The sequence below is a fragment of the Roseicyclus marinus genome (genome assembly GCF_036322625.1).
GTDB classification, from domain to species: Bacteria; Pseudomonadota; Alphaproteobacteria; order Rhodobacterales; family Rhodobacteraceae; genus Roseicyclus; species Roseicyclus marinus_A.
On the sequence record NZ_AP027266.1, the window covers coordinates 1 to 24,511 of the forward strand.

Here is a 24,511-nt window from a genome sequence, read left to right on the forward strand (position 1 = left end):
CAGCCTCCGTCATTCTGCTGTCGCCAAGAGGACGGTGTCGTCAGTGCGAGTGAGAATCGACGGTTGTGTCGAAAGAAAAAGAACGAGGATGGAACGAACGATGACGCACGAGACGTGGGGGCAAGTCAGGGGCGAACTGCTCAAGTCTGTCGGAGAGAACAACTTTTCCGCATGGATCGACCCGATTGTCTTTGATCGTCTCGATGCGCGCACCGCGCGGTTCCACGTTCCGACGAATTTCTTCGGATCCTGGGTGTCGCAGAATTACGGCGACGTCATCCTGCGCCATCTGATCTCGGCAGGCGTCGGCGTTGACCGGGTGGAATTCACCGTGGACAGCGGTGCCTCCCGCCAGGCGGGCAACCGCAACGTTGCGCCGCCCGCCCAGCCGGTCGAGGCCGCCAGCCTGCGCCCTGTGTCCAACCTGCGCACCGGCACCGAGGAATTGCCGGGCGCCACGCTCAACCCGCTCTATACCTTCGACAATTTCATCGTCGGCAAGCCCAATGAACTGGCGCATGCCGCGGCCCGCCGCGTGGCCGAAGGGCGCGACGTGACCTTCAACCCGCTGTTCCTGTATGGCGGGGTGGGCCTGGGCAAGACCCACCTGATGCATGCCATCGCATGGGATTTGCGCGCCCGTTTCCCCGGTGCGCGCATCCTTTACCTGTCGGCGGAACAGTTCATGTACCGCTTCGTGCGCGCGCTGCGCGAACAGGACACGATGACCTTCAAGCAGATCTTCCGCTCGGTCGATGTGCTGATGGTCGATGACGTGCAGTTCATCGCCGGCAAGACCTCGACGCAGGAAGAATTCTTCCACACGTTCAATGCCTTGGTGGAAGAGGGCAAGCAGATCATCATTTCCGGCGATCGCGCCCCGGTCGATATGGAGGAGCTGGACGCCCGCATCGCGTCGCGTCTGCAATGCGGCCTCGTCGTGGACCTGCACCCGACCGATTACGAACTGCGGCTGGGCGTGTTGCAGCACAAGGCCGAACAGGCCATGGCCCGCAATCCCCAGATCCGCATGGCCGAGGGCGTGCTGGAATTCATGGCGCTGCGCATCTCGACCAATATCCGCGTCGTCGAAGGTGCGCTGATCCGGCTGTTCGCCTTTGCCGATCTGGTGCGCCGCGAGATCACCATCGACCTGGTGCAGGATTGTCTGGCCGATATCCTGAAATCGACCGATCGCCGGGTGACGCTGGACCAGATCATCAAGACCTGCTGCGAATACTACAAGATCCGCCAGAACGACATCACCGGCACCAGCCGCGCCCGCGCCGTCGCGCGGCCCCGGCAGATGGCGATGTACCTGTCCAAGTCGCTGACCAGCCGCAGCTACCCCGAGATCGCCCGCAAGCTGGGCGGGCGCGACCACACCACCGTCCTTTACGGTGTGCGCAAGATCGAGGAATTGATGGCCGTCGACAGCCAGATCGCCGAAGATGCGGAGATCCTGCGCCGGATGCTCGAGGCCTGAGGGCTGCGCGCGGGTCTTGGGGGCTTGACGCCCGGAGCCCGCGCGGACACTCCTTTAAAAAATGGTTGTGCTGACGGGGGACGCGGCTAGTGTCGCAGCCCCCGCATCTTGTCGGAGCAAGGGTCATGAAACTGTCGATCGAGCGCGCCACCCTGTTGCGTGCTGTCTCTCAGGCGCAATCGGTGGTCGAACGCCGCAACACCATTCCGATCCTTGCCAATGTGCTTATCGAGGCCGAGGGCGACACGGTCAGTTTCCGCGCCACCGATCTCGATATCGAGGTGGTGGACAAGGCCCCCGCGATGGTCGAGCGCGCGGGCGCGACCACGGTTTCCGCCGTGACGCTGCATGAAATCGTGCGCAAGCTGCCCGATGGTGCCTTGGTCACGCTGAGCGCCGATGCGGCGGCGGGGCGTCTGACGGTGCAGGCGGGGCGGTCGAATTTCCAGCTCGCGACCCTGCCCAAGGAAGATTTCCCGGTCATGACCTCGACCGAATATTCGGCGAATTTCGCGGCGCCCGCGCCCGTTTTGCGCCGCCTGTTCGACAAGTCGAAATTCGCCATCTCGACCGAAGAGACGCGCTATTACCTGAACGGCGTCTATTTCCATGTCGCCGAGGGGGAAACCGGCCCGGTGCTGCGCGCGGTCGCCACCGATGGTCACCGTCTTGCCCGTATCGATGCGACCCTGCCCGACGGCGCGGCGGGCATGCCCGGCGTGATCGTGCCGCGCAAGACCGTGGGCGAGTTGCGCAAGCTTCTGGATGATGACGAGGCGCAGATCGCGGTGTCGGTGAGCGAGACGAAGATCCGCTTCGCCACGCCCGAGATCACCCTGACCTCCAAGGTCATCGACGGCACCTTCCCCGATTACGCGCGGGTCATCCCGCTTGGCAATACCCGCAGGCTCGAGGTGGATGCCGCCGATTTCGCCAAGGCGGTGGACCGCGTCGCGACGGTCAGCTCGGAACGCTCGCGCGCCGTGAAACTGGCGCTCGACGAGGACCGGCTGGTTCTGTCGGTCAACGCGCCCGATGCCGGCAACGCCGAGGAAGAACTGGCCGTGGCCTATGCTGACGATCGGCTCGAGATCGGGTTCAATGCGAAATACTTGCTGGAAATCGCCAGCCAGGTGGATCGGGAAAACGCGGTTTTCCTGTTCTCCAGCCCCGGCGAACCGACGCTTATGCGCGAAGGCAATGACACGACGGCGATCTATGTCGTGATGCCGATGCGGGTGTGAGCAGGGCGGAAAACCCGGGTTTTCCGCCACGCAAAACCCGGGTTTTGCGGCTGGGAAAACTCGAGTTTTCCCGCTCGTTTTCCTGCAGGAAAACGCTCCCATGACCCCATATCTTGCCACCCTCACCCTCAGCCATTTCCGCAGCCACCGCCGCGCGCGGCTCGATTTCGACGGGCGGCCCGTGGCCATCCATGGGCCGAATGGGGCAGGCAAGACCAACCTGATCGAGGCGGTGTCGCTGCTGTCGCCCGGACGCGGCTTGCGGCGCGCCGCCGCCGAAGAGATCATCCGCCGCCCCGAAGCGCTTGGCTGGAAGGTGCAGGCCGAGATCGCGGGCGGACATCTGGGGCACGAGATCGAACTGACCGCAGAACCGGGGCAGTCGCGCGCGACCCGCATCGATGGCAAGCCCAGCCCCCAGACGGCACTGGCGCGGCTGCTCAGGATCGTCTGGCTGGTGCCGTCGCAAGACCGGCTCTGGATCGAAGGCGCGGATGGGCGGCGGCGGTTTCTCGACCGGATCGCGCTCAGCTTCACGCCCGATCATGCCGAGGCAGCGCTGGCTTATGAAAAGGCGATGCGCGAACGCAACCGTCTGCTCAAGGACCAGATCGGCGATGCGCGCTGGTACATGGCGCTCGAACGCCAGATGGCTGACAGCGCCGTGATCCTGACCGCGAACCGGCGTGACGCCATTTCCCGCATTCTTGCCGCACAGGAGGGGGCGGCCACCGCCTTTCCCGCCGCGCGGCTGACGCTCGACGGCGACGATCTGCCCACGCCCGAGGATCACGCGGCGGCACTGGCCGAGAACCGGGGGCGCGACATGGCGGCGGGGCGCACGCTGATCGGGCCGCATCGCGCCGATCTGGTGGCCGTCTATGCCGACAAGGACATGCCCGCCGCGCAATGTTCCACGGGCGAGCAGAAGGCGCTTTTGATCTCGCTGATCCTTGCCAATGCCCGCGCGCTCAAGGCCGATACGGGGGCCGCGCCGCTTGTGCTGCTCGACGAGGTTGCGGCGCATCTGGATGCGGGCCGCCGCGCGGCGCTGTTCGACGAAATCTGCACGCTCGGGGCGCAAGCCTGGATGACGGGCACGGGCCCCGAACTTTTCGTGGAACTGGGCGCGCGGGCGCAGTATGTGGCGGTCGCCGATACCGGCGGGGCCAGCGAGGCCCGGATCGAACCTGCGGGCGCTGAGTGACCGTCACCTTCGAACAACTGGCGCTTTATGCCGCCGCCATGGCGGGTCTTTGGGTCATTCCCGGACCGGTCTGGGTGGCGCTGACCGCGCGGGCGCTGTCGGGCGGCATGGCGGGGGCATGGCCCCTGGCCGTCGGCGTGGCGCTGGGTGATCTGATCTGGCCCCTGTGCGCCATCCTTGGGCTGGCTTGGGTCCTGTCGCTGTATGGCGATGCGCTGGCGGTGCTGCGCTGGATCGCGGCGGGGGTGTTCATCGTGATGGGGCTCTTGTTGTTCCGCGCGCCTGCCAAGACGCCCGGCACCGACAGCCGCATGACGCGACCCGGTCTGTGGGCGGGATTTTCGGTGGGGGTCGCCGCCGTGATCGGCAATCCCAAGGCGATCTTGTTCTACATGGGCTTTCTGCCCGGGTTTTTCGACCTGACGCGGATCACCGCCCCCGATATCGCCGCGATCCTTGCGATTTCGGCCATCGTGCCGCTTTTGGGTAACCTGGGGCTCGCGCTGTTTCTGGACCGCGCGCGGCGGCTTTTGCAAAGCCCGCAGGCGATCCGCAGGCTCAACATCGGATCGGGCATCTTGCTGATCCTGGTTGGTGTGGCGATCCCCTTTGTCTGAGGGCGCAAGGGCTTCGGGGTTGGTGCGGGTTCAACGCCTAAATCTTGTGCCTGCGACGTGACATTCCCCGCTGCGGGCGGTATACAAACGGCAAGCAGAACAGGCAGAATACCGCATGGCAGACAACGCCCCCGCGCCGAGTGAATATGGCGCAGATTCCATCAAGGTTCTCAAAGGCTTGGAGGCGGTCCGCAAACGCCCCGGCATGTATATCGGCGACACCGACGACGGCTCGGGCCTGCATCACATGGTCTACGAGGTCGTGGACAACGGCATCGACGAGGCGCTGGCCGGTCATGCCGATTACGTCCATGTGACGCTGCATGCCGATGACAGCGTTTCGGTGCGCGACAACGGACGCGGCATTCCCGTGGGCATCCACGAGGAAGAGGGCGTTTCCGCCGCCGAGGTCATCATGACCCAGCTGCACGCGGGCGGCAAATTCGACCAGAATTCCTACAAGGTTTCGGGCGGTTTGCACGGCGTGGGCGTGTCGGTGGTGAATGCGCTTTCCGACTGGCTGGACCTGCGGATCTGGCGCGACGGCAAGGAACATCACGCAAGGTTCGAGCGCGGCGATACCGTCAAGCATCTGGAGGTCGTGGGCGACAGCAACGGCGATACGGGGACCGAGGTTCGGTTCCTTGCCTCGACCTCGACCTTTTCCAACCTCGATTACAGCTTCAAGACGCTGGAAAACCGGCTGCGCGAACTGGCCTTCCTCAATTCCGGCGTGAAAATCGTGCTGGAGGATCTGCGCCACGCCGAACCCGTGCGGGTCGAGATGGTCTACGAGGGCGGTGTGCGCGAATTCGTGCGCTACCTCGACCGGTCCAAGACATCGGTGATGTCCGAACCGATCTATGTCTCGGGCGAACGCGACGGGATCGGTGTCGAGGTCGCAATGTGGTGGAACGACAGCTACAACGAGATGGTGCTGCCCTTTACCAACAACATCCCGCAGCGCGATGGCGGCACCCATATGGCGGGGTTCCGGGGCGCTCTGACGCGGTCGATCAATTTGTATGCGCAATCGTCCGGCATCGCCAAGCGCGAGAAGGTGAATTTCACCGGCGACGACGCGCGCGAGGGTCTGACCTGCGTCCTGTCGGTCAAGGTGCCCGATCCGAAATTCTCGAGCCAGACCAAGGACAAGCTGGTCAGTTCCGAGGTTCGACCGGCGGTCGAGAACCTTATGAACGAGAAGCTGGGCGAATGGTTCGAGGAACATCCGCAAGAAGCGCGGGTGATCGTCGGCAAGATCATCGAGGCCGCGCTGGCGCGGGAGGCGGCACGGAAAGCGCGCGAGTTGACGCGGCGCAAGACGGCGATGGATGTCGCAAGCCTCCCCGGCAAGCTGGCCGATTGCCAGGAAAAAGACCCGGCAAAATCCGAGCTGTTCCTGGTCGAGGGGGACAGCGCGGGCGGTTCGGCCAAACAGGGCCGGTCGCGCCACAACCAGGCGGTTCTGCCGCTGCGCGGCAAGATCCTGAACGTGGAACGCGCGCGGTTCGACCGGATGCTGTCGAGCCAGGAAATCGGCACGCTGATCACCGCGCTTGGCACCGGGATCGGGCGGGACGAATTCAACATCGACAAGCTGCGCTACCACAAGATCGTCATCATGACCGATGCCGACGTGGACGGCGCGCATATCCGCACGCTGCTGCTCACCTTCTTCTTCCGGCAGATGCCGCAGATCATCGAAGGCGGCTATCTCTATATCGCACAGCCCCCGCTCTATAAGGTCAGCCGCGGCAAGTCCGAGGTCTATCTCAAGGATCAGGCCGCGCTCGAGGATTACCTGATCGCCCAAGGGATCGAGGGCGCGGTGCTGCGCCTGCCGGGTGGCGAGGAAATCGCGGGCGCCGACCTGGCCCGCGTGGTCGAAGGGGCGCGGCAGTTCCGGCGCATCCTCGATGCCTTCCCGACGCATTACCCCCGACATATCGTGGAACAGGCGGCCATCGCCGGGGCCTTTGATCCGGGTCGGGCGGATGGTGACCTGCAGCTCGTGGCCGATGACGTGGCCAAGCGGCTGGATCTGGTTGCGGTGGAATACGAGCGCGGCTGGACCGGGCGCATCACCCAGGATCACGGCATCCGGCTGTCCCGCGTCCTGCGCGGGGTGGAAGAGATCCGGACGCTTGACGGCGCTGTCCTGCGCTCGGGCGAAGCGCGCAAGATCTCGGAGGTCAGCCGCGACAGCCGGGAGGTCTATCGCAAACCCGCGAAACTGGCCCGCAAGGACCGCGAGCAACTGATTCACGGCCCATCGGAATTGCTTCAGGCGGTTCTCGACGAAGGGGCCAAGGGTCAGCAGATGCAGCGCTACAAGGGTCTGGGCGAGATGAACCCCGACCAGCTGTGGGAAACCACGCTCGATCCCGAGGCCCGGACGCTGTTGCAGGTCAAGGTCGACGATCTGGCCGAGGCTGACGACATCTTCACCAAGCTGATGGGCGACGTGGTCGAACCGCGCCGCGAATTCATCCAGCAAAACGCGTTGAGCGTCGAGAACCTGGATTTCTGATCCTTCGGCGTGCGGGGCTTGGTGCGCCTGAAGGCGGCACCCTACCCATGTTGTGACACGATACCGTAGGGTGCGCCTTCAGGCGCACCAAGCCCCCTGCCATCCGATAACACCGGCCCGTCATCCGCTGTCTTGGCGGTGACATTGCCTGACATCGTGACCCCGCTGCAGCGTCTGGTCATCGGCCAACGGGCATCGTCCCGCCAGCGTCGACATACCCGCCCATGCACCAAAGGGATCACGACATGACCAACCAACTGCTCAAGACCGCCCTCGCCTCTGCCGCGCTGATCGTCACGCTGTCGGCCCCGGCCCTCGCGAATTGCGCCACCGCCTATACCGAGCAATGGGGCCGTGGGAATGACATCGGCATCACCCAGAGCGGCCGCTGCAACGGCACCTCGATCATCCAGGATGGCTGGGGCAACACCACCATCGCCATGACCGATGGCGCGCGCAACACCACCGCCATCGGTCAGCGTGGCTGGCACAACACCGTCAATTCCCGGCAGTCGGGTCGCGGCAATGCCAATGGCGTCGCGCAATTCGGGTCGAACAACCGCGCCGACATCCAGACCAGCGGCTTCGGCAATGCGGTCGGTGTCATCCAGGTCGGCAACGGCAATACGGCCACGGCGCGAACCTACGGCAACGGCAACGTGACCCTCATCATCCAGGACTGAGCGCGCGTGACCCCGGACCGCAGGCACAAGGCGCTGTGGTCGGGGGCGGCGATCGGGTTTTCCGCGAAAGGACCACAACGATGACCTTCCCATCCCCCGGTTTTGCGCTTGGCGGCAGCCTTGCGGCCCTTGTCCTGGGCTGTACCGCCATCGCGGGCCAATCGGCACGACAGGGTCCCATGCCTGCAGGCCCCCTGTCGTGCCATGTCGAAACCCTGTCGCGCGGCGGATCACTGACCGTGACGGGCCATGTCGCCGCGACCGAGGCTGTCGCGGGCGATTACCACCTGCGCGTCAGCCGGGGCGGTGTCCTGATGAACCAGGGCGGCAGCTTTGCGCTGCGCGCCGGGGAAACCGCGCAGCTTGGGGCTGTCACGTTGAACGGTCCCGCCTCGGGGCTCGCGGTCGACCTGACGCTCGAGACCGGGGGGCACAGTCTGCGCTGCCCCGAACAAACCTGACCCCTGGGGCCGTCGCGCCCCTTGCCCGACCTGTTTCCATGTAACGCGTAAAGGACCACTGCCATGATCCGTTCTGCCCTTGTTGCCGCCGCCATTGCCGTCACCACCCTTCCCGCAACGGCCGGGGGGACCCTGAGCCTCAGCCTCTCGCCCGGATCGGGGGCGCAGGCGGATATGCTCCGTGCAGGGCTCGCGCTCTACCGGATCGCGCGGGGCGTCGAAAGCGGGGCCTTCGTCCATCAGGATGGCAGCCTGAACGGTGCCGCCCTCCGCCAGCTTGCGGGGTCCGGATCGCAGGGCCTGATCCATCAGGAGGGCAATGGGCATAGCGCCCTGCTCGACCAGCGCGGCTACGGGCAGTCGCATGGCATCTTTCAGTTCGGCAATGGCGCGCAAGCCAATGTCGTGCAGACCCGCAACGGTCAGGCAGGCCTGACCTTTCAGTTCGGCTTCGACTGATCGTCGACAGCCGAAAGGACGCCCGGCCAGTTCACAGGTCCCCAAGGGCCGGGCGTCCGACCCGTTTCGAGCAGTCCCGATACCTTGCCCTCCGGTGGTGCCATCTGCGCCCCGGGGGGTCTTTTTGCCGGCGTTCAGCCCAGCCCGCTGGGCCCGTCGCGCAAGATGACCGGAACGATCAGGTCTTCCTCGTCGGTCAGGTGGCGGTCGATCAGCCTTTCCAGATCGGCCAGACCCGTCAGAAGACGCCCGGCCCCTGTCTTGGGATCGGACCCCGTGACGCCCTGGATCGCGCCATTCGCCTGATCGACGAACCGCGCAAGGATGCCGTCAAGCGCATGGTGATCGGCATCGAGCAGGTCGAACCCCCGTTCTATCCTGTCATCCCGGCTTCGCAGGATCGGAAAGTAATGGTGATCCTCGATCTGGTGGTGACCATGCAACTGGTTCACGAACATGCCGCCAAATTGCGCGATGCCCCCGGCAAAGCTGCGGGCATCCGTGCGGCCATCGAGAAACGCTTGGGTATCGGTGGTCATGCGGGCCATCAGCTGGCGGAACATCATGTGACGTTCCAGCCAGAAACTGACCAGCCCGTGAAACCCCGGATCGGCTTGCCACCCCTCGCGCGGATAGTCGTGCAAAAGCACGCGCAGCGCCTCGGGAAGGCCCGTCCGGTTCTCCAGCGTCAGATCTGTCGCGTTGCGGCCCGTCACCCCATGCCACGCAAGGTCTGGATCGTCCCGTCGATGGAACCGCCGTTGCGGTCGAGGATCGCGCCGATCTCGGAGCGTTCCGAGATGACGAGCGAGACACCTTCGATCAGGATATCGATGAACAAGGCCTGACCCGACCGGTCCCAGACGCGAAAGCGGACCTCGAAAGGTCCCTGACCGGGCATGGTCACGGTCGAATTCACCTCGATATAGCGCCCGGTATCCTGAGCGCCGGCAACGGTCACCGTGCCGCCGATGAATTCGCGAAAGCGTCGCCCGTATTTGCGCGCCATGTAACCGCGAAACGCGTCGGTAAAGGCGGACAGCTGCCCGCCGCTGGCAGAGCGCGCGGTTGGCCCAAGCACCGATTGCGCGATGGTCGGCATATCGGCGTAACGCGCCATCATCCGTTCGAAATCGCCGATCATCGCCGATTCGGACCGGCCCGAATTGATGATCCGGGTGATTTCCGAGGTGACGTTCTGCACCAGCACCGAGGCGGAATCAGGCGTCAGCGCGCGGGCCCTGCCGGGCATCAGCGCAGCGGCACCCGCAGATGCAGCAAGGCCAAGCAGCACACGGCGCGTTATCGGAAAATCATTGTTGCGGGGCATCGCCATACGGATCCGTGTAAAGTTCTGTTCCATCCGCGCCGCCCAGCTGGAACCGGCGGTTCTGAAGATAGAGCGAGCGCAACTGCGCATAGCTGTCGGCGCTTTCGTAAAGCACCCCGTCGATCACGACGCGGTTGTCATAGCGGTCGCCGAACACGTCGAGCACCCGACCGCCCGAGGCGTAGCGGCTTTCGGGTGCCGGCACGAAGACGCGGACAGGATTCGTCGCCACATCCACCACCAGCCCCATCGTATCGCGCGTCGTCGACGGGCCAAAGACCGGCAGCATCACGAAATCGCCTTCGGGTGCGCCGTAGATATGCAGCGTCTCGCCGAAATCGGTTTCCCGCGCATCCAGCCCCAGCGCCGTCGCCGGATCGAACAGGCCGCCGATCCCGATGGTCGAATTGATCACGAATCGCAGCGTGTTGTGCGTGGCCTGGCCGAGCCGGAACTGAAGGATGTTGTTGAGCACATAAGACGGCTGCGACAGGTTCGAGGCGAAATTGTCGACGCCTTGCCGCACGGGGCCTGGCACCACGGTGCCGTATCCTTGGGCCACCGGCCGGACAAGCGACCGGTCGAGCGCGACGTTGAAACGGTGCACTTCGCGGTTCTGTGCCTCATCGGCGTCCACGATACTGTCGCCGGGGGGCATGGCACCGGGGCCACAAGCAGCAAGGGTCAGAACGAATGCCACACCGAGCAGACGGGAAACAATGCGATGGAGGAAAAGTCTGGCCAAGAGTATGGTTCCGCAACTGGCAGCAACGGTGCAGGTTGAACTAGCGCCGCACTGCGGAAATCAAAGGGATTCGCGATCCGATCTATCGGACAAACATAGTGTTAATGGTTTTTGGGGCAGACGGAAACCGGGGTAAAACCCCACTGTCCCAAGTGTGTAGAAAGTATTTCCAATGGCATCACCTGCGGAACGCGTGCCGGGACCGGATGATCTGACGCTGTTTCGTCGCCGCAATGCGTGGCTCTTGTGGTCGGTGGCCCTGTTCAGCATGGCCGTGAACCTGCTGATGCTGACTGGCCCGATCTACATGTTGCAGGTCTATGACCGGGTGCTGGGGTCGGGCTCGCGCGAGACGCTTGTGGCGCTGACGGTCCTGCTTGTCTTCCTGTTCCTGATGATGGCGGTTCTCGACCATGTGCGCGGTCGTGTGGCGGCGCGCTATGGCGCAAGGCTTCAGGACAATCTGGACGGACGGGTGTTCCGCGCCGCCCTGGCGCGCGCAGGGCAGGCTGGGCAACGACAGACCGGGCTGCAGGATCTCGCTGCGGTGCAGCGGCTGACCGGCGCACCGGTCTTTCTTGCGCTGTTCGATGTGCCTTGGACGCCGCTTTTTCTTGCCGCGATCTTTCTGTTCCATCCTTGGCTTGGGTGGCTGGCCACGCTGGGCGCTGTCGTGCTGGTGGCGGTGACGCTGGCCAATCGCGCGCTGGGCTCTGCCCCCATGGCGCGCGCTCTGGCTGCGTCTCGTGCCGCCGATCAGGTCGCGGCCGAGATGCAGACCGAAGCCGAATTGATCCGCGCCCTGGGCATGGGCGATGCCGCTTTCGCGCGGTGGCGCCGGCAACGCGCCATGGCCCTTGGCGAGGGGATCCGGGCCTCGGACGTCACGGGCGGCTTCACCACCGCCGCGCGGACCTTCCGGCTTTTCCTGCAATCGGCGATCCTGGGTCTCGGGGCCTACCTGGTCTTGCGCGCCGAGATGACGGCAGGCGCGATGATCGCGGCCTCGATCCTGATGGGCCGGGCGCTGGCCCCCGTGGAACAGGTCATCGGCCAGTGGCCAGCCATTGCCGAGGCGGCGCAGGGTTGGACAAAGTTGCGTCGCCTGTTGGACGAGGTGCCGGTGCCCATGCCCCGCATGCCCCTGCCCCGGCCCAGTGCCCGGCTCGAGGTGTCGCAGCTTGCCGTCCTGCCGCCCGGTGCCCAGGCGGCAACGCTGCGTGGCGTTGCCTTCACGATCGAACCCGGCCAGGCCATCGGGGTGATCGGGCCTTCGGGGTCTGGAAAATCGACGCTCGCCCGTGCGGTAACCGGGGTGTGGCGGCCCGCTGCGGGGCAGATCCGCCTCGATGGGGCGGCGCTAGACCAGTATGATCCCGACATCTTGGGTCGCCTGATCGGGTATCTGCCGCAGGCGGTCACGCTGTTCGAAGGCACGATCGCGGAAAACATCGCCCGGCTCGACCCCGCCCCCGACAGCGACAGGGTCGTGGCGGCGGCCCGCGCCGCTGCCGCCCATGACATGATCCTCGATCTGCCCGAAGGGTATGAAACGCGTGTCTCCAATCTTGGCGCGCGGCTGTCCGGGGGGCAGATCCAGCGGCTCGGGCTTGCCCGTGCCCTCTACGGGGACCCGGTTCTTCTGGTGCTCGACGAACCGAACTCTGCCTTGGACAATGACGGCTCCCTGGCGCTGAATGCCGCGATCAAGGCGGTCAAGGCGGATGGCCGGTCGGTCCTGATCATGGCGCACAGGCCCGCCGCGATCCGTGAATGCGACCGGCTGCTCGTGCTTTCGGGTGGTGTGCCGACCCTGTTCGGTCCGACCCAGGACGTGCTGGCCCGGACCCTTGTCAATCATGCCGACATCACGGCCGCAGGCGCGAGCAAGGGGGGCGTGGCATGAGCGATCCGGCGCGCGCATGGTCGGTCCGCCGACCGATCGTGACGGGGTTCCTTGCCCTTGGTCTCCTGTTCGCGGGCTTCGGCCTCTGGTCGGTCACGACCCAGCTGGCCGGTGCCGTCGTCGCTTCGGGCCGGATCGAGGTGGATCGCAACCGTCAGGCGATCCAGCATCCCGAAGGCGGGCGCGTGGCCGAAGTGATCGTGGGCGAGGGCGACCGCGTTGCGGCGGGCGATACGGTGCTGCGGCTGGAGCCGGGGTTTCTGGCCCGTGATCTCGCCGTCGCCCGCGCACAGCTGTTCGAAGTCCGGCTGCGCCGCGCCCGGCTGGAGGCAGAGCGCGATGGCGCGGACGAGGTGCGGTTCGCCGATGACCTGCGCGCCGCCGCGAACATCGATCCCGATCTGGGCGATCTCTTGCGGGGGCAGGCGAACCTGTTCGAAGCCCGCGCCGAAAGCCTGACCGCCGAGGCTGCGCGCCTGTCGGGGCGCGTGACCCAGATCGAGGCGCAGATCGCCGCGCTCGAGGCGCAGGAACGCGCGCTGACCGAGCAGCTGGACCTCGTGATGACCGATCTCGACCGTCAGCAGGACCTGTTCGCGCGGGGGCTGATCCAGTCCGATCCGATCCTGAGGCTGCAACGCGACGCGGCCCAGTTGCGCGGCTCTCTGGGCGAGGTCGAGGCGCGCATGGCCGAAGCCGCCGAACGGGTGATCGAGACCGAATTGGCGATCCTGCAACTGACCGGCACCCGCCGCGAGGAAGCCATCGCCGAATTGCGCGAGGTGCGCGTCGCCGAAGAGGAATTGCGCCAGCGCGTCGCCGATCTGGAACGCCGCATGGCCGAACTCGACCTGCGCGCGCCCATGGCAGGGCGCATCATCGGGATGGAGGTGTTCGGCGCACAGGCCGTCGTGCGCGCTGCCGAACCGGTGGCCTATCTGGTGCCCGAGGGGCGGCCCCTGATCATCTCTGCCCGTGTCGCCGCCACCGCCATCGACGAGGTCTTTGCCGGGCAGCCCGTCACCTTGCGGTTCCCGGCCTTCGATCTGCGCAATATGCCCGATCTTGTCGGCACGGTGACGCAGGTCTCCGCCGATGCCTTCACCGACGAGGCGACGAGGGCCAGCTACTACCGGGTCGAGATCGCATTGTCCGACGGGGAAATCGCCCGTCTGGGTGACCGGCAACTGGTCCCCGGCATGCCGGTCGAGGCCTATATGCGCACCCGCGACCGGACCCCGCTATCCTATCTCATCGATCCTTTGAGGGTCTATTTCAACCGCGCTTTCCGCGAAACTTGAGGCGCTTGGCCCCTTTCCCTTTCCATGGCCCCCGGCTAGCTTCGCGCCGAATTGAACCACACGGGTCGGAGAAAACGGACATGGCTGGACAGATCGAAGCGCGCCTTGCGGAACTGGGGATCGAATTGAGCGGCCCGCCGCCCGCACCGGCGGCGAATTACGTGCCCTATGTCGTCGCAGGCGACATGGTGTTCGTCTCGGGGCAGATCCCGATGACCGCAGCCGGGCTCGACAGCCTGATCAAGGGCAAGGTCGGCGCCGATATCGACATTCCCGCCGCTGCTGCCGCCGCGCGGCTTTGCGCGCTGAACCTGCTCGCGCAACTCAAATCGGCCTGCGATGGCGATCTGGATCGGCTCGTGCGGGTGGTGAAGCTGACCGGCTTCGTGAATTCCACCCCCGAATTCGGTGACCAGCCCAAGGTGGTGAACGGCGCCTCCGACCTGTTGGTCGAGGTTCTGGGCGACAAGGGACGGCACAGCCGCTCCGCCGTCAGCGCAGGGTCCTTGCCCTTTGGCTGCGCGGTCGAGGTCGAAGGCATCTTCCAGATCAAGATCGCCTGAGCCGATCCGATGACTGCCCTGCCCGCCCGGTTCATGATCCTGCCCATCGCCCATCGCGCCTTGCATGATGCGGCGGCGGGCGTGATCGAGAACAGCCCGACCGCCATCGACCGTGCGGTTCGGGCGGGCTACGGCATCGAGATCGACCTGCAGCTCAGCGCCGATGGCGTGCCGATGGTCTTTCATGACGACACGCTCGACCGGTTGACGGGGGAAACCGGCCCCGTGCGCGACCGGATGGCGCGGGATCTGTGCGATATCCGCCTGTCGGGGTCCGAGGATCGCATCCCGACCCTGCAGCAGGTGCTGGATCGCATCGGGGGGGCGGTGCCGCTTCTGATAGAGCTCAAGGACCAGTCTAACGGCATGGGCGAAGCCGACACCAGGCTGGAGGAGGCGACGGCCTCGCTGCTGGCGGATTATCCCGGTGATGTGGCAGTCATGTCCTTCAACCCCCACATGGTCGCGGCGATGCAGCGGCTGGCCCCCGGCTGCCCGCGCGGATTGACGACCTGTGGCTATGTGCCCTCGCAATGGCCGCGCCTGTCGCCCGAAACCTGCGACACGCTGCGTGCCATCCCGCATTTCGAGGCTGTGGGCGCCAGTTTCATCAGCCATGACTGGAAGGATCTGGGCAATCCGCGCGTGGCCGCGCTGAAGGCGCAGGGCATCCCGATCCTGTGCTGGACGGTGAAATCCCCCGAGGTGGAGGTCGAGGCGCGGCGCATCGCCGACAACGTCACCTTCGAAGGTTATCTGCCGCCCGTTCCTGCGACCGGTGATTGACGCAGGCGCGGGCCGCCCCATGTGTCGGGTATCCCCCGCAACGTGAACGGCCCGGACATGGACGGCAGCACCCCCATCGAGATCGAGGTTCTTTCCAGCCTGTCGCAGATCGCGGCGGCTGATTGGGATGCCTGCGCCTGCCCCGAGGCGGCCGAGGGCGGCAGGCCCTTTGACCCGTTCACCACGCACCGCTTCCTGTCGGCGCTGGAACATTCGCGCTCGGTCGGGACCGGAACGGGCTGGGCCCCCCGCCATCTTGTCGCCCGCGCCGAGGGGCAGGTGATCGCCGTCGCACCGCTTTACGCCAAGGGGCACAGCCAGGGCGAATACATCTTCGACCACAATTGGGCGCATGCCTATGAACGCGCGGGCGGGCGCTATTACCCCAAGCTGCAGATGGCCGTGCCCTTCACGCCTGCGACCGGGCGGCGGTTTCTGACCCGGCCCGGCTGGCGCGAAACGGGGATGGCCGCGCTGGTGCAGGGCGCGGTGCATTTGGCCGACGAGAACGGGCTGAGTTCGCTGCACGTCACCTTCTGCACCGAGGAAGAGGCCGAGGCAGGCGAGAAAATGGGCCTGATGTCGCGGGCAAGCCAACAGTTTCATTGGGAAAACAACGGCTATGCCGATTTCGACGGCTTCCTTGCCTCGCTCAGTTCGCGCAAGCGCAAGAACCTGCGAAAGGAACGCTCCGAGGCGCAGGGCTTCGGCGGCGAGATCGTGGCGCTGACGGGCGATGCGATCTTGCCCGAACATTGGGATCATTTCTGGCGGTTCTATCAGGACACGGGCGCGCGCAAATGGGGCCAACCCTATCTGACGCGGGCCTTTTTCGATCTGGCGCAGGAAAGCATGCGCGACGACATGCTGCTGGTCCTGGCGCTCCGCGACGGGGAACCGGTCGCGGGCGCGCTGAATTTCATCGGGCGCGAGGTGCTCTACGGGCGCTATTGGGGCTGCACGGAGCATCACCCCTGCCTGCATTTCGAGCTATGCTATTATCAGGCCATCGATTTCGCGATCGCCCATGGCATGGCGCGTGTCGAGGCGGGCGCGCAGGGCATGCACAAGCTGGCGCGCGGCTACATGCCGGTCCAGACCCATTCGCTGCATTGGGTCCGTGATGCGGGCTTTGCGCGCGCGATCGAGCAATTCCTGCACGCCGAACGCGCGGCGGTGGATGAAGAGATCGAGGTGATGACGGGCTATGGTCCGTTCAGACGCACGGAGCAAGAGGAGCAGGATTGATGGCGACGAAACTCGACGGAGAGGGGCGCGCGACGGCCCTTGCGGCGCTGCAAGACCGGGGCTGGACCCTTGTCGATGGGCGCGATGCGATCACGAAACGCTTTGTTTTCAATGATTTCAACGCGGCGTTCGGCTGGATGACCCGGGCGGCGCTGGTGGCCGAGCAGATGAACCACCATCCCGAATGGTTCAATGTCTACAAGACGGTGGAGGTCACGCTGGCCACCCATGATGTGGGCGGCCTGAGCGATCTGGATGTGAAACTGGCCGAGAAAATGGATGTTCTGGCCGGGTAAGAATGGGGCGGAAAACTCGAGTTTTCCGCCCCGAAAAACTGCAGTTTTGCCCGCTCTTCAGATCTGGCCGAGCAGCGTTTCGCCTGCCGACAATTCGCAGACGCCCGGCCCTTCCTCGACGTTGATCACCTTGACCACGCCATCCTCGGCATAGAGCGCGTAACGGCGCGACCGGTCATAGAAACCGGCCCCTTCTGCGGTCCAGTTCAGGCCGATGGCCTTGGTGAATTCCGCGCCTGCATCGCCCAGAAAGGTCAAGCCTGCCTCGGCCGCACCGGTGTCCTTGGCCCAGGCGGACATGACGAAGGGGTCGTTGACCGAGACGCAGATGATCTCGTCCACGCCCTTGGCGTCGAAATCGCCCTTTGTGCGAATGAAACTGGGCACATGGGCGGCGGTGCAGGTGCGCGTATAGGCACCCGGCAGGCCGAAGATCACGACCTTGCGGCCCTTGACCTTGTCGGCCATCTTGACCGGCTCGGGGCCGTTCTCGCCAAAGATCAGAAGCGTGGCATCGGGCAGCGTGTCGCCTGCGGAAATGGTCATGATTGCGGTCCCTCTCGCTTGTTCAACCGTTCGAGCGCCATATAGGGTCCGCGCGACAGAGCGCCAACGCGAAAGGTGTGGGATATGGAAAAGATCGTCGTCGTCGGAGCGGGGCAGGCGGGTGCGTCCTGTGTGGCCAAGCTGCGCGCCGAAGGGTTCGGCGGGGCGATCACGCTGATCGGGGAGGAGCCGGTGCCGCCCTACCAGCGGCCGCCGCTGTCCAAGGCCTATCTCTTGGGGGAAATGGCGTTGGAGCGGCTCTATCTCAGGCCGGAAAGTTTCTATGAAGACAATGGGATAACCCTGAAGCTCGGGCAGAGGGTCGAGCGGCTGGACCGGGCGGGGCGCGTTGTTGTCGTGGGCGGCGAGGCGGTGGCTTATGACCAGTTGGTGCTGACCACGGGGTCGAGCCCGCGGCGGTTGCCGGAGGCGATCGGGGGCGCTTTGGGCGGTGTGCATGTCGTGCGGGGGTTGCGCGACGTGGATGTTATGGAAAAACAGATAGTTGCGGGAAAAAAGGCGCTGATCGTCGGCGGTGGTTACATCGGGCTCGAGGCGGCGGCGGTGGCGCGCAAACGGGGGATGGAGGTCACGCTGATCGAGATGGCCGAGCGTATCCTGCAACGGGTCGCTTGCGCCGAAACCTCTGATTTCTTTCGGGAATTGCATCACGCCCATGGTGTCGACATCCGCGAGGGCGTGGGATTGCAGCGGCTTGTCGGGACCGATCACGTGACCGGCGCGATCTTGTCGGATGGGACGGAGCTGGCGGTCGATGTGGTGATCGTCGGGATCGGCATCGCGCCTGCGGCGGGATTGGCGCAAGATGCTGATTTGAAAGTGGAAAATGGCATCGTGGTCGATGAGTTCGGGCGCACGAGCGATCCGGCGATCTGGGCTGCGGGGGATTGTGCGGTCTTTCCCTACAAGGGCGCGATGATCCGGTTGGAATCGGTGCAGAACGCCATCGACCAGGCTGAGGCAGTGGCGCGTAACATATTGGGAAAGAACGAAAAATATGAGCCCAAGCCGTGGTTCTGGTCGGATCAGTACGATGTGAAATTGCAGATCGCGGGGTTGAACACGGGCTATGACCGGGTGGTCACCCGCGTGGCCGAGGGCGCGCGATCCCATTGGTATTACAAGGAAAACACACTTCTGGCAGTCGATGCGATGAATGATCCGCGCGGCTACATGATCGGAAAGCGGTTGATCGAGGCCGGGAAATCGCCTGCGCCGGAGGTGGTGGGAAACCCTGAAACCGACCTCAAACCCTTGCTGAAAGATTAAGGCGGGACGCCAAATCCTGCCGAAAGGTTAAAAACCGATGCGAATTGTTGCCGGAAGGTTAAGGGGCAAGAAACTGGCCGATGTGGGCGCGGGCGATGCCGCGGCACACCTGCGCCCGACGAGCGACCGGGTCCGCGAAAGCCTGTTCAACCTTCTGACAAGCGGCAAGCACGGCGACCCGATCACGGGGCGGCGGGTGCTTGACCTGTTCGCGGGAACCGGCGCGCTGGGGCTGGAGGCGTTCAGCCGAGGGGCTGCGCAGGTGACCTTCATCGATGACGGGATCGCGGCACGCGCGCTCTTGAGGGAAAACATCGCGCTGTGCTCGGCGCAGGGGGCGGTATCGGTGTTCCGGCGGGATGCGACAAGCCTTGGGCCGGTGACGGGCGCAGGCTTTGACCTCGTGTTTCTCGATCCGCCCTATGGGAAGGGATTGGGGGAACGCGCACTGGTGTCGGCCCGCGATGGGGGATGGATCGCGCCGGGCGCGCTGATCGTCTGGGAAGAGAGCGCGGCCCCCCTGCCGCCCATGGGATTCGCGCTGCTCGATCAGCGGCGGTATGGCGGCACGGTGATCACGCTGTTGCGGGAAGGCGAGGGATGATGCGGGCGGTCGATTTGGTGATTTTCGATTGCGACGGGGTTCTGGTCGACAGCGAGACGGTGACGAACGGGATACTGGCCGAGAACCTGTCGCGGCATGGTCTGGCCCTGAGCCTGTCCGAGACGATGGCGACCTTTATCGGGGGAAGCATGGTCACGGTCCGTGACAAGGCGCGGGCGATGGGGGCCGATCTGCCCGAGGATTGGATCGAGGCGATCTATGCCGAGATCTACGCGGCCCTGCGTCGGGGCGTCGATGTGATCGCGGGCATCCCGGCGCTTTTGGATGCGTTGGACGCGGCGGGCATCCCGTATTGCGTCGCGTCCAATGGCAGCGACGAGAAGATGGATATCACGCTGGGGGCCACGGGGCTTGCGCCGCGATTCGCGGGGCGGCGCTATTCGGCCCATGCTTTGGGCGTGGCGAAACCCGATCCCGAGCTGTTCCTGATCGGGGCGCGGGCGGCGGGTGTGCCGCCGGAACGCTGTCTGGTCGTCGAGGATAGCGCGACGGGGGCCCTGGCGGCACGGCGGGCCGGAATGGCCTGTCTGGGCTATGTGCCGGAGGGCCATCCCGACCGGTTGAGTGCCGAGGGCGCGACCATCATCCGGCATATGGAAGAGGTCGCGCCCCTTTTGGGTCTGGATCAGTCGCGGTAGGGCGCGGGCGCGCTGCCCGTTTCAGCCGCCATGGCGGCGCGGGCGGCGGCGACAAGCCCCGCCCCGTCGAGACCGGCGGCATCGGCCTCGGCGATCCAGTCGGCGATGACGGCATCGCCAAGGGCCTGAATTTCCGCCGTCAGTTCGGGGGACATTTCGGCGATGATGTTGCCTGCATCCGCCATCGCCTGACGCCCCAAGGCATCGCCCGTGTCATGCGCGCGCCCGGCCCAGGCGGAGGCCATGAGGCCGGAATTGGCGTCGATCACGGCGCGCAGGTCATCGGGCAGGGCGTTGTAGCTGTCGCGGTTCATCGCCCAGAGGAAATAGAGATTGTAGAGCGAATGATCGCCCGCAACATCCGTGTGGCTTTCGGTCAGTTCATCGAGCCGGAGCGAGGGCGCCTGTTCCCACGTGATGACGCCGCCATCCACGACGCCGCGCGACAGCGCCTCGGGGAAGGCGGGGACGGGCATGCCGACGGGCGTGGCCCCCAGCCGTTCCAGAAGGAGCGTTGCGGCGCGCGACGGACCGCGCAGGCGCAAGCCGTTGAAATCGGACAGCGTTTCGATGGCAGGCCCCTGAAGGTGGACAAGGCCGCGCCCATGCATGTGGGCGGCGATCAGGTGAACGTCGGAAAAGTCGTCAAGCAGGTGCTGTTCGGTGAAGGTCCAGGCCGCGCGGCTGGCTTCTTCGGCGGATTTGGTAGTCATGAAGGGCAGTTCCAGCGCCTCGGCCTCGGGGAAGCGGCCGGGCTGGTAGCCGGGGATGACCCAACCGCCGTCGATGACGCCGTCGCGGATCAGGTCGTATTGATCGGGGGCGGCCCCGCCCAATTGCATGAAGGGATAGATTTCCACCCGGATGCGGCCGCCCGATTGTTCCATGATCGCATCGGCCCAAGGCTGCATGAAAAAGGTGGGATTGGCGCTCGCAGGCGAGACGAAATGCTGGAAGCGCAGCGTCACCTCCTGCGCGGTGGCAGGGGGGGTGGCGAGCATGAGGCCCGCGAGTGCGGCGGCGAGTGTTTTTTGCAGCGACATGTCAGCCCATCCTTTGCTGATCGGGGTCGGATTGCCGCTGGGTAAAGCGACAAGGCCCTGCATGTAAGGGGGCGACCTGACGCGGACCAGAGGCGGGGCAGGGAATATCTTGTGGATGTGGCCGCAAGACCCCCGCGATCTGGCGTTCGGAGGCTTGTTTACGGCTTCTCAACATGGGAGAGTCCATAAAAATCGAGCGAATAAGAGAGACCCGACAGGCCCCATGCAGGATGCCATTGCCCTTTTGTCCCGCGTGTTCGGGTTTTCCGAGTTTCGCCCCGGTCAGGAAGAGATCGTCGCGGCGGTGGCCGGGGGGCGCAACGTGTTGGCGATCATGCCGACGGGCGGGGGAAAATCGCTGTGTTTCCAGTTGCCTGCGCTGATGCGGGAGGGGGTGACGGTGGTCATCTCGCCCCTGATCGCGCTGATGCGCGACCAGGTTCGGGGATTGCGCGAGGCGGGTGTGGTCGCGGGCGCGCTGACCTCGGGCAATACGGCGGAGGAAAATGACGCGGTCTGGGCGGCGCTGGAGGAGGGGAGCCTGAAGCTTCTCTACATCGCGCCGGAGCGGTTGGCGTCATCGGGGACGGAGCGGATGCTGCGGCGCGCGGGCGTGTCGCTGATCGCGGTGGACGAGGCGCATTGCGTCAGCCAGTGGGGCCATGATTTCCGGCCCGATTACCTGCGGATCGGGGAATTGCGGCGCGCGCTGGATGTGCCGCTGGCCGCCTTTACCGCGACGGCGGATGCCGAAACGCGGGAAGAGATCGTCGCGCGGCTGTTCGACGGGGTGCCGCCCGAAAGCTTCTTGCGCGGGTTCGACCGGCCCAACCTGGCGCTGGCCTTCGACGTGAAGCAGAACCCGCGGGCGCAGATCCTGAGCTTTGCCGCGGCGCGCAAGGGGCAATCGGGGATCGTCTATTGCGGGACAAGGGCCAAGACGGAAACGCTGGCAGCCGCGCTGCGCGAGGCGGGGCATAGCGCGTGTTTCTATCACGGCGGGATGGAGGCCAAGGATCGCCGCGTGGTCGAGGGGCGCTTTGCCAGCGAGGACGGGTTGATCGTGGTGGCCACCATCGCCTTTGGCATGGGAGTGGACAAACCCGATATCCGCTGGGTCGCCCATGCCGATCTGCCCAAGTCGATCGAGGGCTATTACCAGGAGATCGGGCGCGCAGGGCGCGACGGGGCGCCGGCCGATACGCTGACGCTGTTCGGGCCCGATGACATCCGGTTCCGGCGGTCCCAGATCGACGAGGGGTTGGCGCCGCCCGAGCGCAAGGAGGCCGATCACGCGCGGCTCAATGCGCTGTTGGGCTTGGCCGAGGCGTTGGGCTGTCGGCGGCAGGTCTTGCTGGGCTATTTCGGGGAGACGGCTGGCCCCTGCGGGAATTGCGATCTCTGTGCCCATCCGCCCGAGGTGTTCGACGCGACGACCCCGGTCAGAAAGGCGCTGTCGGCGATCCTGCGGACCGGGGAATGGTTCGGGGCGGGGCATCTGATCGATGTCCTGACCGGGACGGCGACGGAGAAGGTGCGCGAGCGGGGGCATGACGCGCTGCCGACCTATGGGGTGGGCACCGAGTTTGACAAGCGCGGCTGGCAGGCGGTGTTTCGGCAGATGGCGGCGCATGACCTGGTCAGGCCCGATCCGGCGCGGCATGGCGCGCTGCGGATGACGGAAGCGGCGCGGCCCATCCTGCGCGGCGAGGCGGGGATCACGCTGCGCCGCGACACGATCGCGAAGGCGCCCAAGAGTCCGCAGGTGAAGATGCTGGTGAGCGAGGAGGATGCGCCGCTTTTGTCCGCGCTGAAGGCCAAGCGGCGCGCGCTGGCCGAGGCGGCCCGCGTGCCGGCCTACGTGATCTTCACCGACAAGACGCTGATCGAGATGGCCGAAACCCGGCCCGCGACGCTGGACCAGATGGCGCGGATCGGGGGCGTGGGGGCGAGCAAGCTGGAGAAATACGGCGCGGCCTTTCTGGCGGTGATCACGGGGCAAGCGCCCGATGGGCTGCACCCCGCGCGGCGCAAGCTGGCGGGGCGGGAGGCGGGCGCGCTTTACGACCGGCTGCTCGCGGTTCAGGCGGATCTTGCGCGCGGCGAGGACGGGACGGACAAGCCGATGACCTGTTCGTCGTCGCAACTGGCCAAGCTGGCGGAGGTGCGGCCTGCCGACAAGTCAACGCTTGCGCGGTTGCTGGGGGAACGGCACGCGGAGCGGTTCGGGGAGGCGTTTCTCGAGGTTTTGCGCGAAGCGGGCTGACGGGCGGCTTATTCGGCGGGCGCGCTTTTGCGCAGGAGGGGGGAGGTATCCTCGTCCGGCAACCCCTCGCGCGACAAGAGAACGGCAAGGGGGCGCAGGCCCGGCGTGTGGCTGGCCACGATCATCACGGCGACCATGATCGGCACCGACAGGAACATCCCCGCGATGCCCCAGACCGCCCCCCAGAACGCCAGCGACACGATGATCCCGAAGGTCGACAGCCGCAGCGTGCGGCCCATCAGCCATGGGTCGATGATGTTGCCGTTGATGAACTGGATCACGAAGAGCGCGAAGAAATAGGCCAGCGTCGGCCCCGGTTCGCCGAGCTGCACATGGGCGACGAGCGTTGCCAGAACCGTGGCCACGATGGAGCCGATGTTGGGGATGTAGTTGAGGATGAAGGTCAAGACGCCGATGGCCACGGCCAGTTCAAGCCCGACCAGAAGGCTGACGCCATAGGCCATCAGCCCGGTGATCGCGCTGACCACGGTTTTCACCAGGAGGTAATAGTTCACCCGCCCCATGATCGTGCCGATGATGCGCCGGGCCTGTTGGGCGCGGGTGGCATCGCCGCCCATGAGGCTCGTCAGTTTCACGTCGAACCAGAGCCGTTCGGCAAAGAGAAAGCCCACGAAGAGGATCACGAGAACCGTGCCCTGCATCAGCCCGCCCGCCTGACCCGCGACGGTGCGCAGGTAGCCCGACACGTCGATGCTGCCCATGGCGTTCTGGATCGCGGTTTCGACCTCGGGGCCCATCCAGGCGAAGAGATCGGCCACCGCCCCCGGCGCGCGTTCGGTATAGGTGAGCGTCGTCGAGAGCACGGTGTTGACCTGCGAGAGCACCAGCGAGCTGAGCATGAAAAGCCCGGTCGAGATCAGGAGCACGGCCGCGACGCTGGCCACCCAGTTGGGAATGCGCAACGGCCCGAGCTTGATCCGGGAGATGTAGCTGATCGCGTCGCTCGTCAGGCTGAAGACGATGATGGCGACCGCCAGCGAGGTGAGCATGAAGCGGGCCTGAACCAGAAGGAACAGGATCACCGCCGCCGCGATGATGACGAGCGCGCCGGTCTGAAGCCGTTGGCGCGCGCTGCTGTCGCCCTGCGGCGTGGGGTGGTCTGGATGGTCGATCAAGGGTCTGTCCCGGAGGTTGCAGATGCAAGCTTGGGCGGAATGGCGGACAATCTCAAGGGCTTCGCATCGGGGCAGGTGCGGTTGTCTGGAGGGGATCGGGGC

The 24,511-nt window shown here is 65.5% G+C and carries 24 protein-coding genes; 18 read left to right on the forward strand and 6 right to left on the reverse strand.

The features are described from left to right. The first annotated feature begins 100 nt into the window (after positions 1 to 100). From dnaA to AABA51_RS00040, 8 genes are all read left to right on the forward strand, one after another. Positions 101 to 1,486 (forward strand): chromosomal replication initiator protein DnaA, encoded by a 1,386-nt coding sequence (gene dnaA, locus AABA51_RS00005; RefSeq protein ID WP_338273309.1) that lies wholly within the window; start codon positions 101 to 103, stop codon positions 1,484 to 1,486. A 125-nt stretch (positions 1,487 to 1,611) separates the two neighbouring features. Beyond that, a complete protein-coding gene (gene dnaN / locus AABA51_RS00010) occupies positions 1,612 to 2,730 on the forward strand; it encodes a DNA polymerase III subunit beta (protein WP_338273310.1) in 1,119 nt (372 codons plus the stop codon). A gap of 100 nt (positions 2,731 to 2,830) precedes the next feature. Continuing rightward, entirely contained in the window at positions 2,831 to 3,937 is a 1,107-nt protein-coding gene (gene recF / locus AABA51_RS00015) for a DNA replication/repair protein RecF (RefSeq protein ID WP_338273311.1), read from the forward strand. Then, positions 3,934 to 4,554, forward strand: coding sequence for a LysE family translocator (locus AABA51_RS00020; protein ID WP_338273312.1), 621 nt, complete (start codon positions 3,934 to 3,936; stop codon positions 4,552 to 4,554). Before recF ends, AABA51_RS00020 begins: the two co-directional genes overlap by 4 nt. A 115-nt stretch (positions 4,555 to 4,669) precedes the next feature. Beyond that, positions 4,670 to 7,087 carry a DNA topoisomerase (ATP-hydrolyzing) subunit B gene (gene gyrB, locus AABA51_RS00025; RefSeq protein ID WP_338273313.1) on the forward strand — a complete coding sequence of 806 codons (2,418 nt, stop codon included), beginning with the start codon at positions 4,670 to 4,672 and terminating at the stop codon, positions 7,085 to 7,087. 245 nt (positions 7,088 to 7,332) lie between these two features. After that, on the forward strand, positions 7,333 to 7,770 hold the full coding sequence (locus AABA51_RS00030; RefSeq protein ID WP_338273314.1) for a hypothetical protein: 438 nt from the start codon (positions 7,333 to 7,335) through the stop codon (positions 7,768 to 7,770). Positions 7,771 to 7,850: 80 nt separating this feature from the next. Then, positions 7,851 to 8,231, forward strand: a complete 381-nt coding sequence (gene csgH, locus AABA51_RS00035) for a curli-like amyloid fiber formation chaperone CsgH (protein ID WP_338273315.1) — start codon at positions 7,851 to 7,853, stop codon at positions 8,229 to 8,231. Between the two features lie 63 nt (positions 8,232 to 8,294). Continuing rightward, positions 8,295 to 8,690, forward strand: a complete 396-nt coding sequence (locus AABA51_RS00040; RefSeq protein WP_338273316.1) for a hypothetical protein — start codon at positions 8,295 to 8,297, stop codon at positions 8,688 to 8,690. Between the two features lie 134 nt (positions 8,691 to 8,824). Here the strand turns inward: AABA51_RS00040 and AABA51_RS00045 are convergent, their stop codons facing one another. The 3 genes from AABA51_RS00045 to AABA51_RS00055 form a co-directional block, all read right to left on the reverse strand. Next, positions 8,825 to 9,406: a hemerythrin domain-containing protein gene (locus AABA51_RS00045; protein WP_338273317.1), complete on the reverse strand. Its 582-nt coding sequence runs from the start codon at positions 9,404 to 9,406 to the stop codon at positions 8,825 to 8,827. Beyond that, complete coding sequence (locus tag AABA51_RS00050) at positions 9,403 to 9,942, reverse strand: ABC transporter substrate-binding protein (protein WP_338273318.1); 540 nt, start codon at positions 9,940 to 9,942, stop codon at positions 9,403 to 9,405. Before AABA51_RS00050 ends, AABA51_RS00045 begins: the two co-directional genes overlap by 4 nt. Before the next feature lie 61 nt (positions 9,943 to 10,003). Continuing rightward, complete coding sequence (locus tag AABA51_RS00055) at positions 10,004 to 10,720, reverse strand: VacJ family lipoprotein (RefSeq protein WP_338273319.1); 717 nt, start codon at positions 10,718 to 10,720, stop codon at positions 10,004 to 10,006. 217 nt (positions 10,721 to 10,937) lie between these two features. Here AABA51_RS00055 and AABA51_RS00060 point away from each other — a divergent pair, with 217 nt between their 5' ends. The 6 genes from AABA51_RS00060 to AABA51_RS00085 all read left to right on the forward strand — a co-directional run bounded on the left by AABA51_RS00060 (position 10,938) and on the right by AABA51_RS00085 (position 16,865). After that, positions 10,938 to 12,671 carry a type I secretion system permease/ATPase gene (locus tag AABA51_RS00060; protein WP_425328825.1) on the forward strand — a complete coding sequence of 578 codons (1,734 nt, stop codon included), beginning with the start codon at positions 10,938 to 10,940 and terminating at the stop codon, positions 12,669 to 12,671. Continuing rightward, positions 12,668 to 13,972 (forward strand): HlyD family type I secretion periplasmic adaptor subunit, encoded by a 1,305-nt coding sequence (locus AABA51_RS00065; protein WP_338273321.1) that lies wholly within the window; start codon positions 12,668 to 12,670, stop codon positions 13,970 to 13,972. The genes AABA51_RS00060 and AABA51_RS00065 overlap by 4 nt, the downstream gene beginning before the upstream one ends. 80 nt (positions 13,973 to 14,052) lie before the next feature. Further along, positions 14,053 to 14,535 (forward strand): RidA family protein, encoded by a 483-nt coding sequence (locus tag AABA51_RS00070; protein WP_338273322.1) that lies wholly within the window; start codon positions 14,053 to 14,055, stop codon positions 14,533 to 14,535. Positions 14,536 to 14,544: 9 nt separating this feature from the next. Then, positions 14,545 to 15,321 (forward strand): glycerophosphodiester phosphodiesterase family protein, encoded by a 777-nt coding sequence (locus tag AABA51_RS00075; protein ID WP_338273323.1) that lies wholly within the window; start codon positions 14,545 to 14,547, stop codon positions 15,319 to 15,321. Positions 15,322 to 15,378: 57 nt separating this feature from the next. Further along, a complete protein-coding gene (locus tag AABA51_RS00080; RefSeq protein ID WP_338273324.1) occupies positions 15,379 to 16,569 on the forward strand; it encodes a GNAT family N-acetyltransferase in 1,191 nt (396 codons plus the stop codon). Beyond that, entirely contained in the window at positions 16,569 to 16,865 is a 297-nt protein-coding gene (locus AABA51_RS00085) for a 4a-hydroxytetrahydrobiopterin dehydratase (protein WP_338273325.1), read from the forward strand. The genes AABA51_RS00080 and AABA51_RS00085 overlap by 1 nt, the downstream gene beginning before the upstream one ends. Before the next feature lie 57 nt (positions 16,866 to 16,922). Here the strand turns inward: AABA51_RS00085 and AABA51_RS00090 are convergent, their stop codons facing one another. Continuing rightward, entirely contained in the window at positions 16,923 to 17,411 is a 489-nt protein-coding gene (locus AABA51_RS00090; RefSeq protein ID WP_338273326.1) for a peroxiredoxin, read from the reverse strand. Positions 17,412 to 17,495: 84 nt separating this feature from the next. Here AABA51_RS00090 and AABA51_RS00095 point away from each other — a divergent pair, with 84 nt between their 5' ends. Genes AABA51_RS00095 through AABA51_RS00105 form a run of 3 tightly spaced genes read left to right on the forward strand, consistent with a single transcriptional unit; the run spans position 17,496 to position 19,964 of the window. Further along, complete coding sequence (locus tag AABA51_RS00095; protein WP_338273327.1) at positions 17,496 to 18,701, forward strand: NAD(P)/FAD-dependent oxidoreductase; 1,206 nt, start codon at positions 17,496 to 17,498, stop codon at positions 18,699 to 18,701. A 37-nt stretch (positions 18,702 to 18,738) separates the two neighbouring features. Beyond that, positions 18,739 to 19,305: a 16S rRNA (guanine(966)-N(2))-methyltransferase RsmD gene (gene rsmD / locus AABA51_RS00100; RefSeq protein WP_338273328.1), complete on the forward strand. Its 567-nt coding sequence runs from the start codon at positions 18,739 to 18,741 to the stop codon at positions 19,303 to 19,305. Next, a complete protein-coding gene (locus AABA51_RS00105) occupies positions 19,302 to 19,964 on the forward strand; it encodes an HAD family hydrolase (RefSeq protein ID WP_338273329.1) in 663 nt (220 codons plus the stop codon). Before rsmD ends, AABA51_RS00105 begins: the two co-directional genes overlap by 4 nt. Here the strand turns inward: AABA51_RS00105 and AABA51_RS00110 are convergent. Then, entirely contained in the window at positions 19,952 to 21,007 is a 1,056-nt protein-coding gene (locus AABA51_RS00110) for a TRAP transporter substrate-binding protein (RefSeq protein ID WP_338273330.1), read from the reverse strand. The two genes, AABA51_RS00105 and AABA51_RS00110, sit on opposite strands and share 13 nt — an antisense overlap. A gap of 223 nt (positions 21,008 to 21,230) precedes the next feature. Between AABA51_RS00110 and recQ the strand changes: the two genes are divergently transcribed. After that, entirely contained in the window at positions 21,231 to 23,273 is a 2,043-nt protein-coding gene (recQ, locus tag AABA51_RS00115; RefSeq protein WP_338273331.1) for a DNA helicase RecQ, read from the forward strand. An 8-nt stretch (positions 23,274 to 23,281) separates the two neighbouring features. Here the strand turns inward: recQ and AABA51_RS00120 are convergent, their stop codons facing one another. Continuing rightward, on the reverse strand, positions 23,282 to 24,409 hold the full coding sequence (locus AABA51_RS00120) for an AI-2E family transporter (protein WP_338273332.1): 1,128 nt from the start codon (positions 24,407 to 24,409) through the stop codon (positions 23,282 to 23,284). Between the last annotated feature and the right edge of the window lie 102 nt (positions 24,410 to 24,511).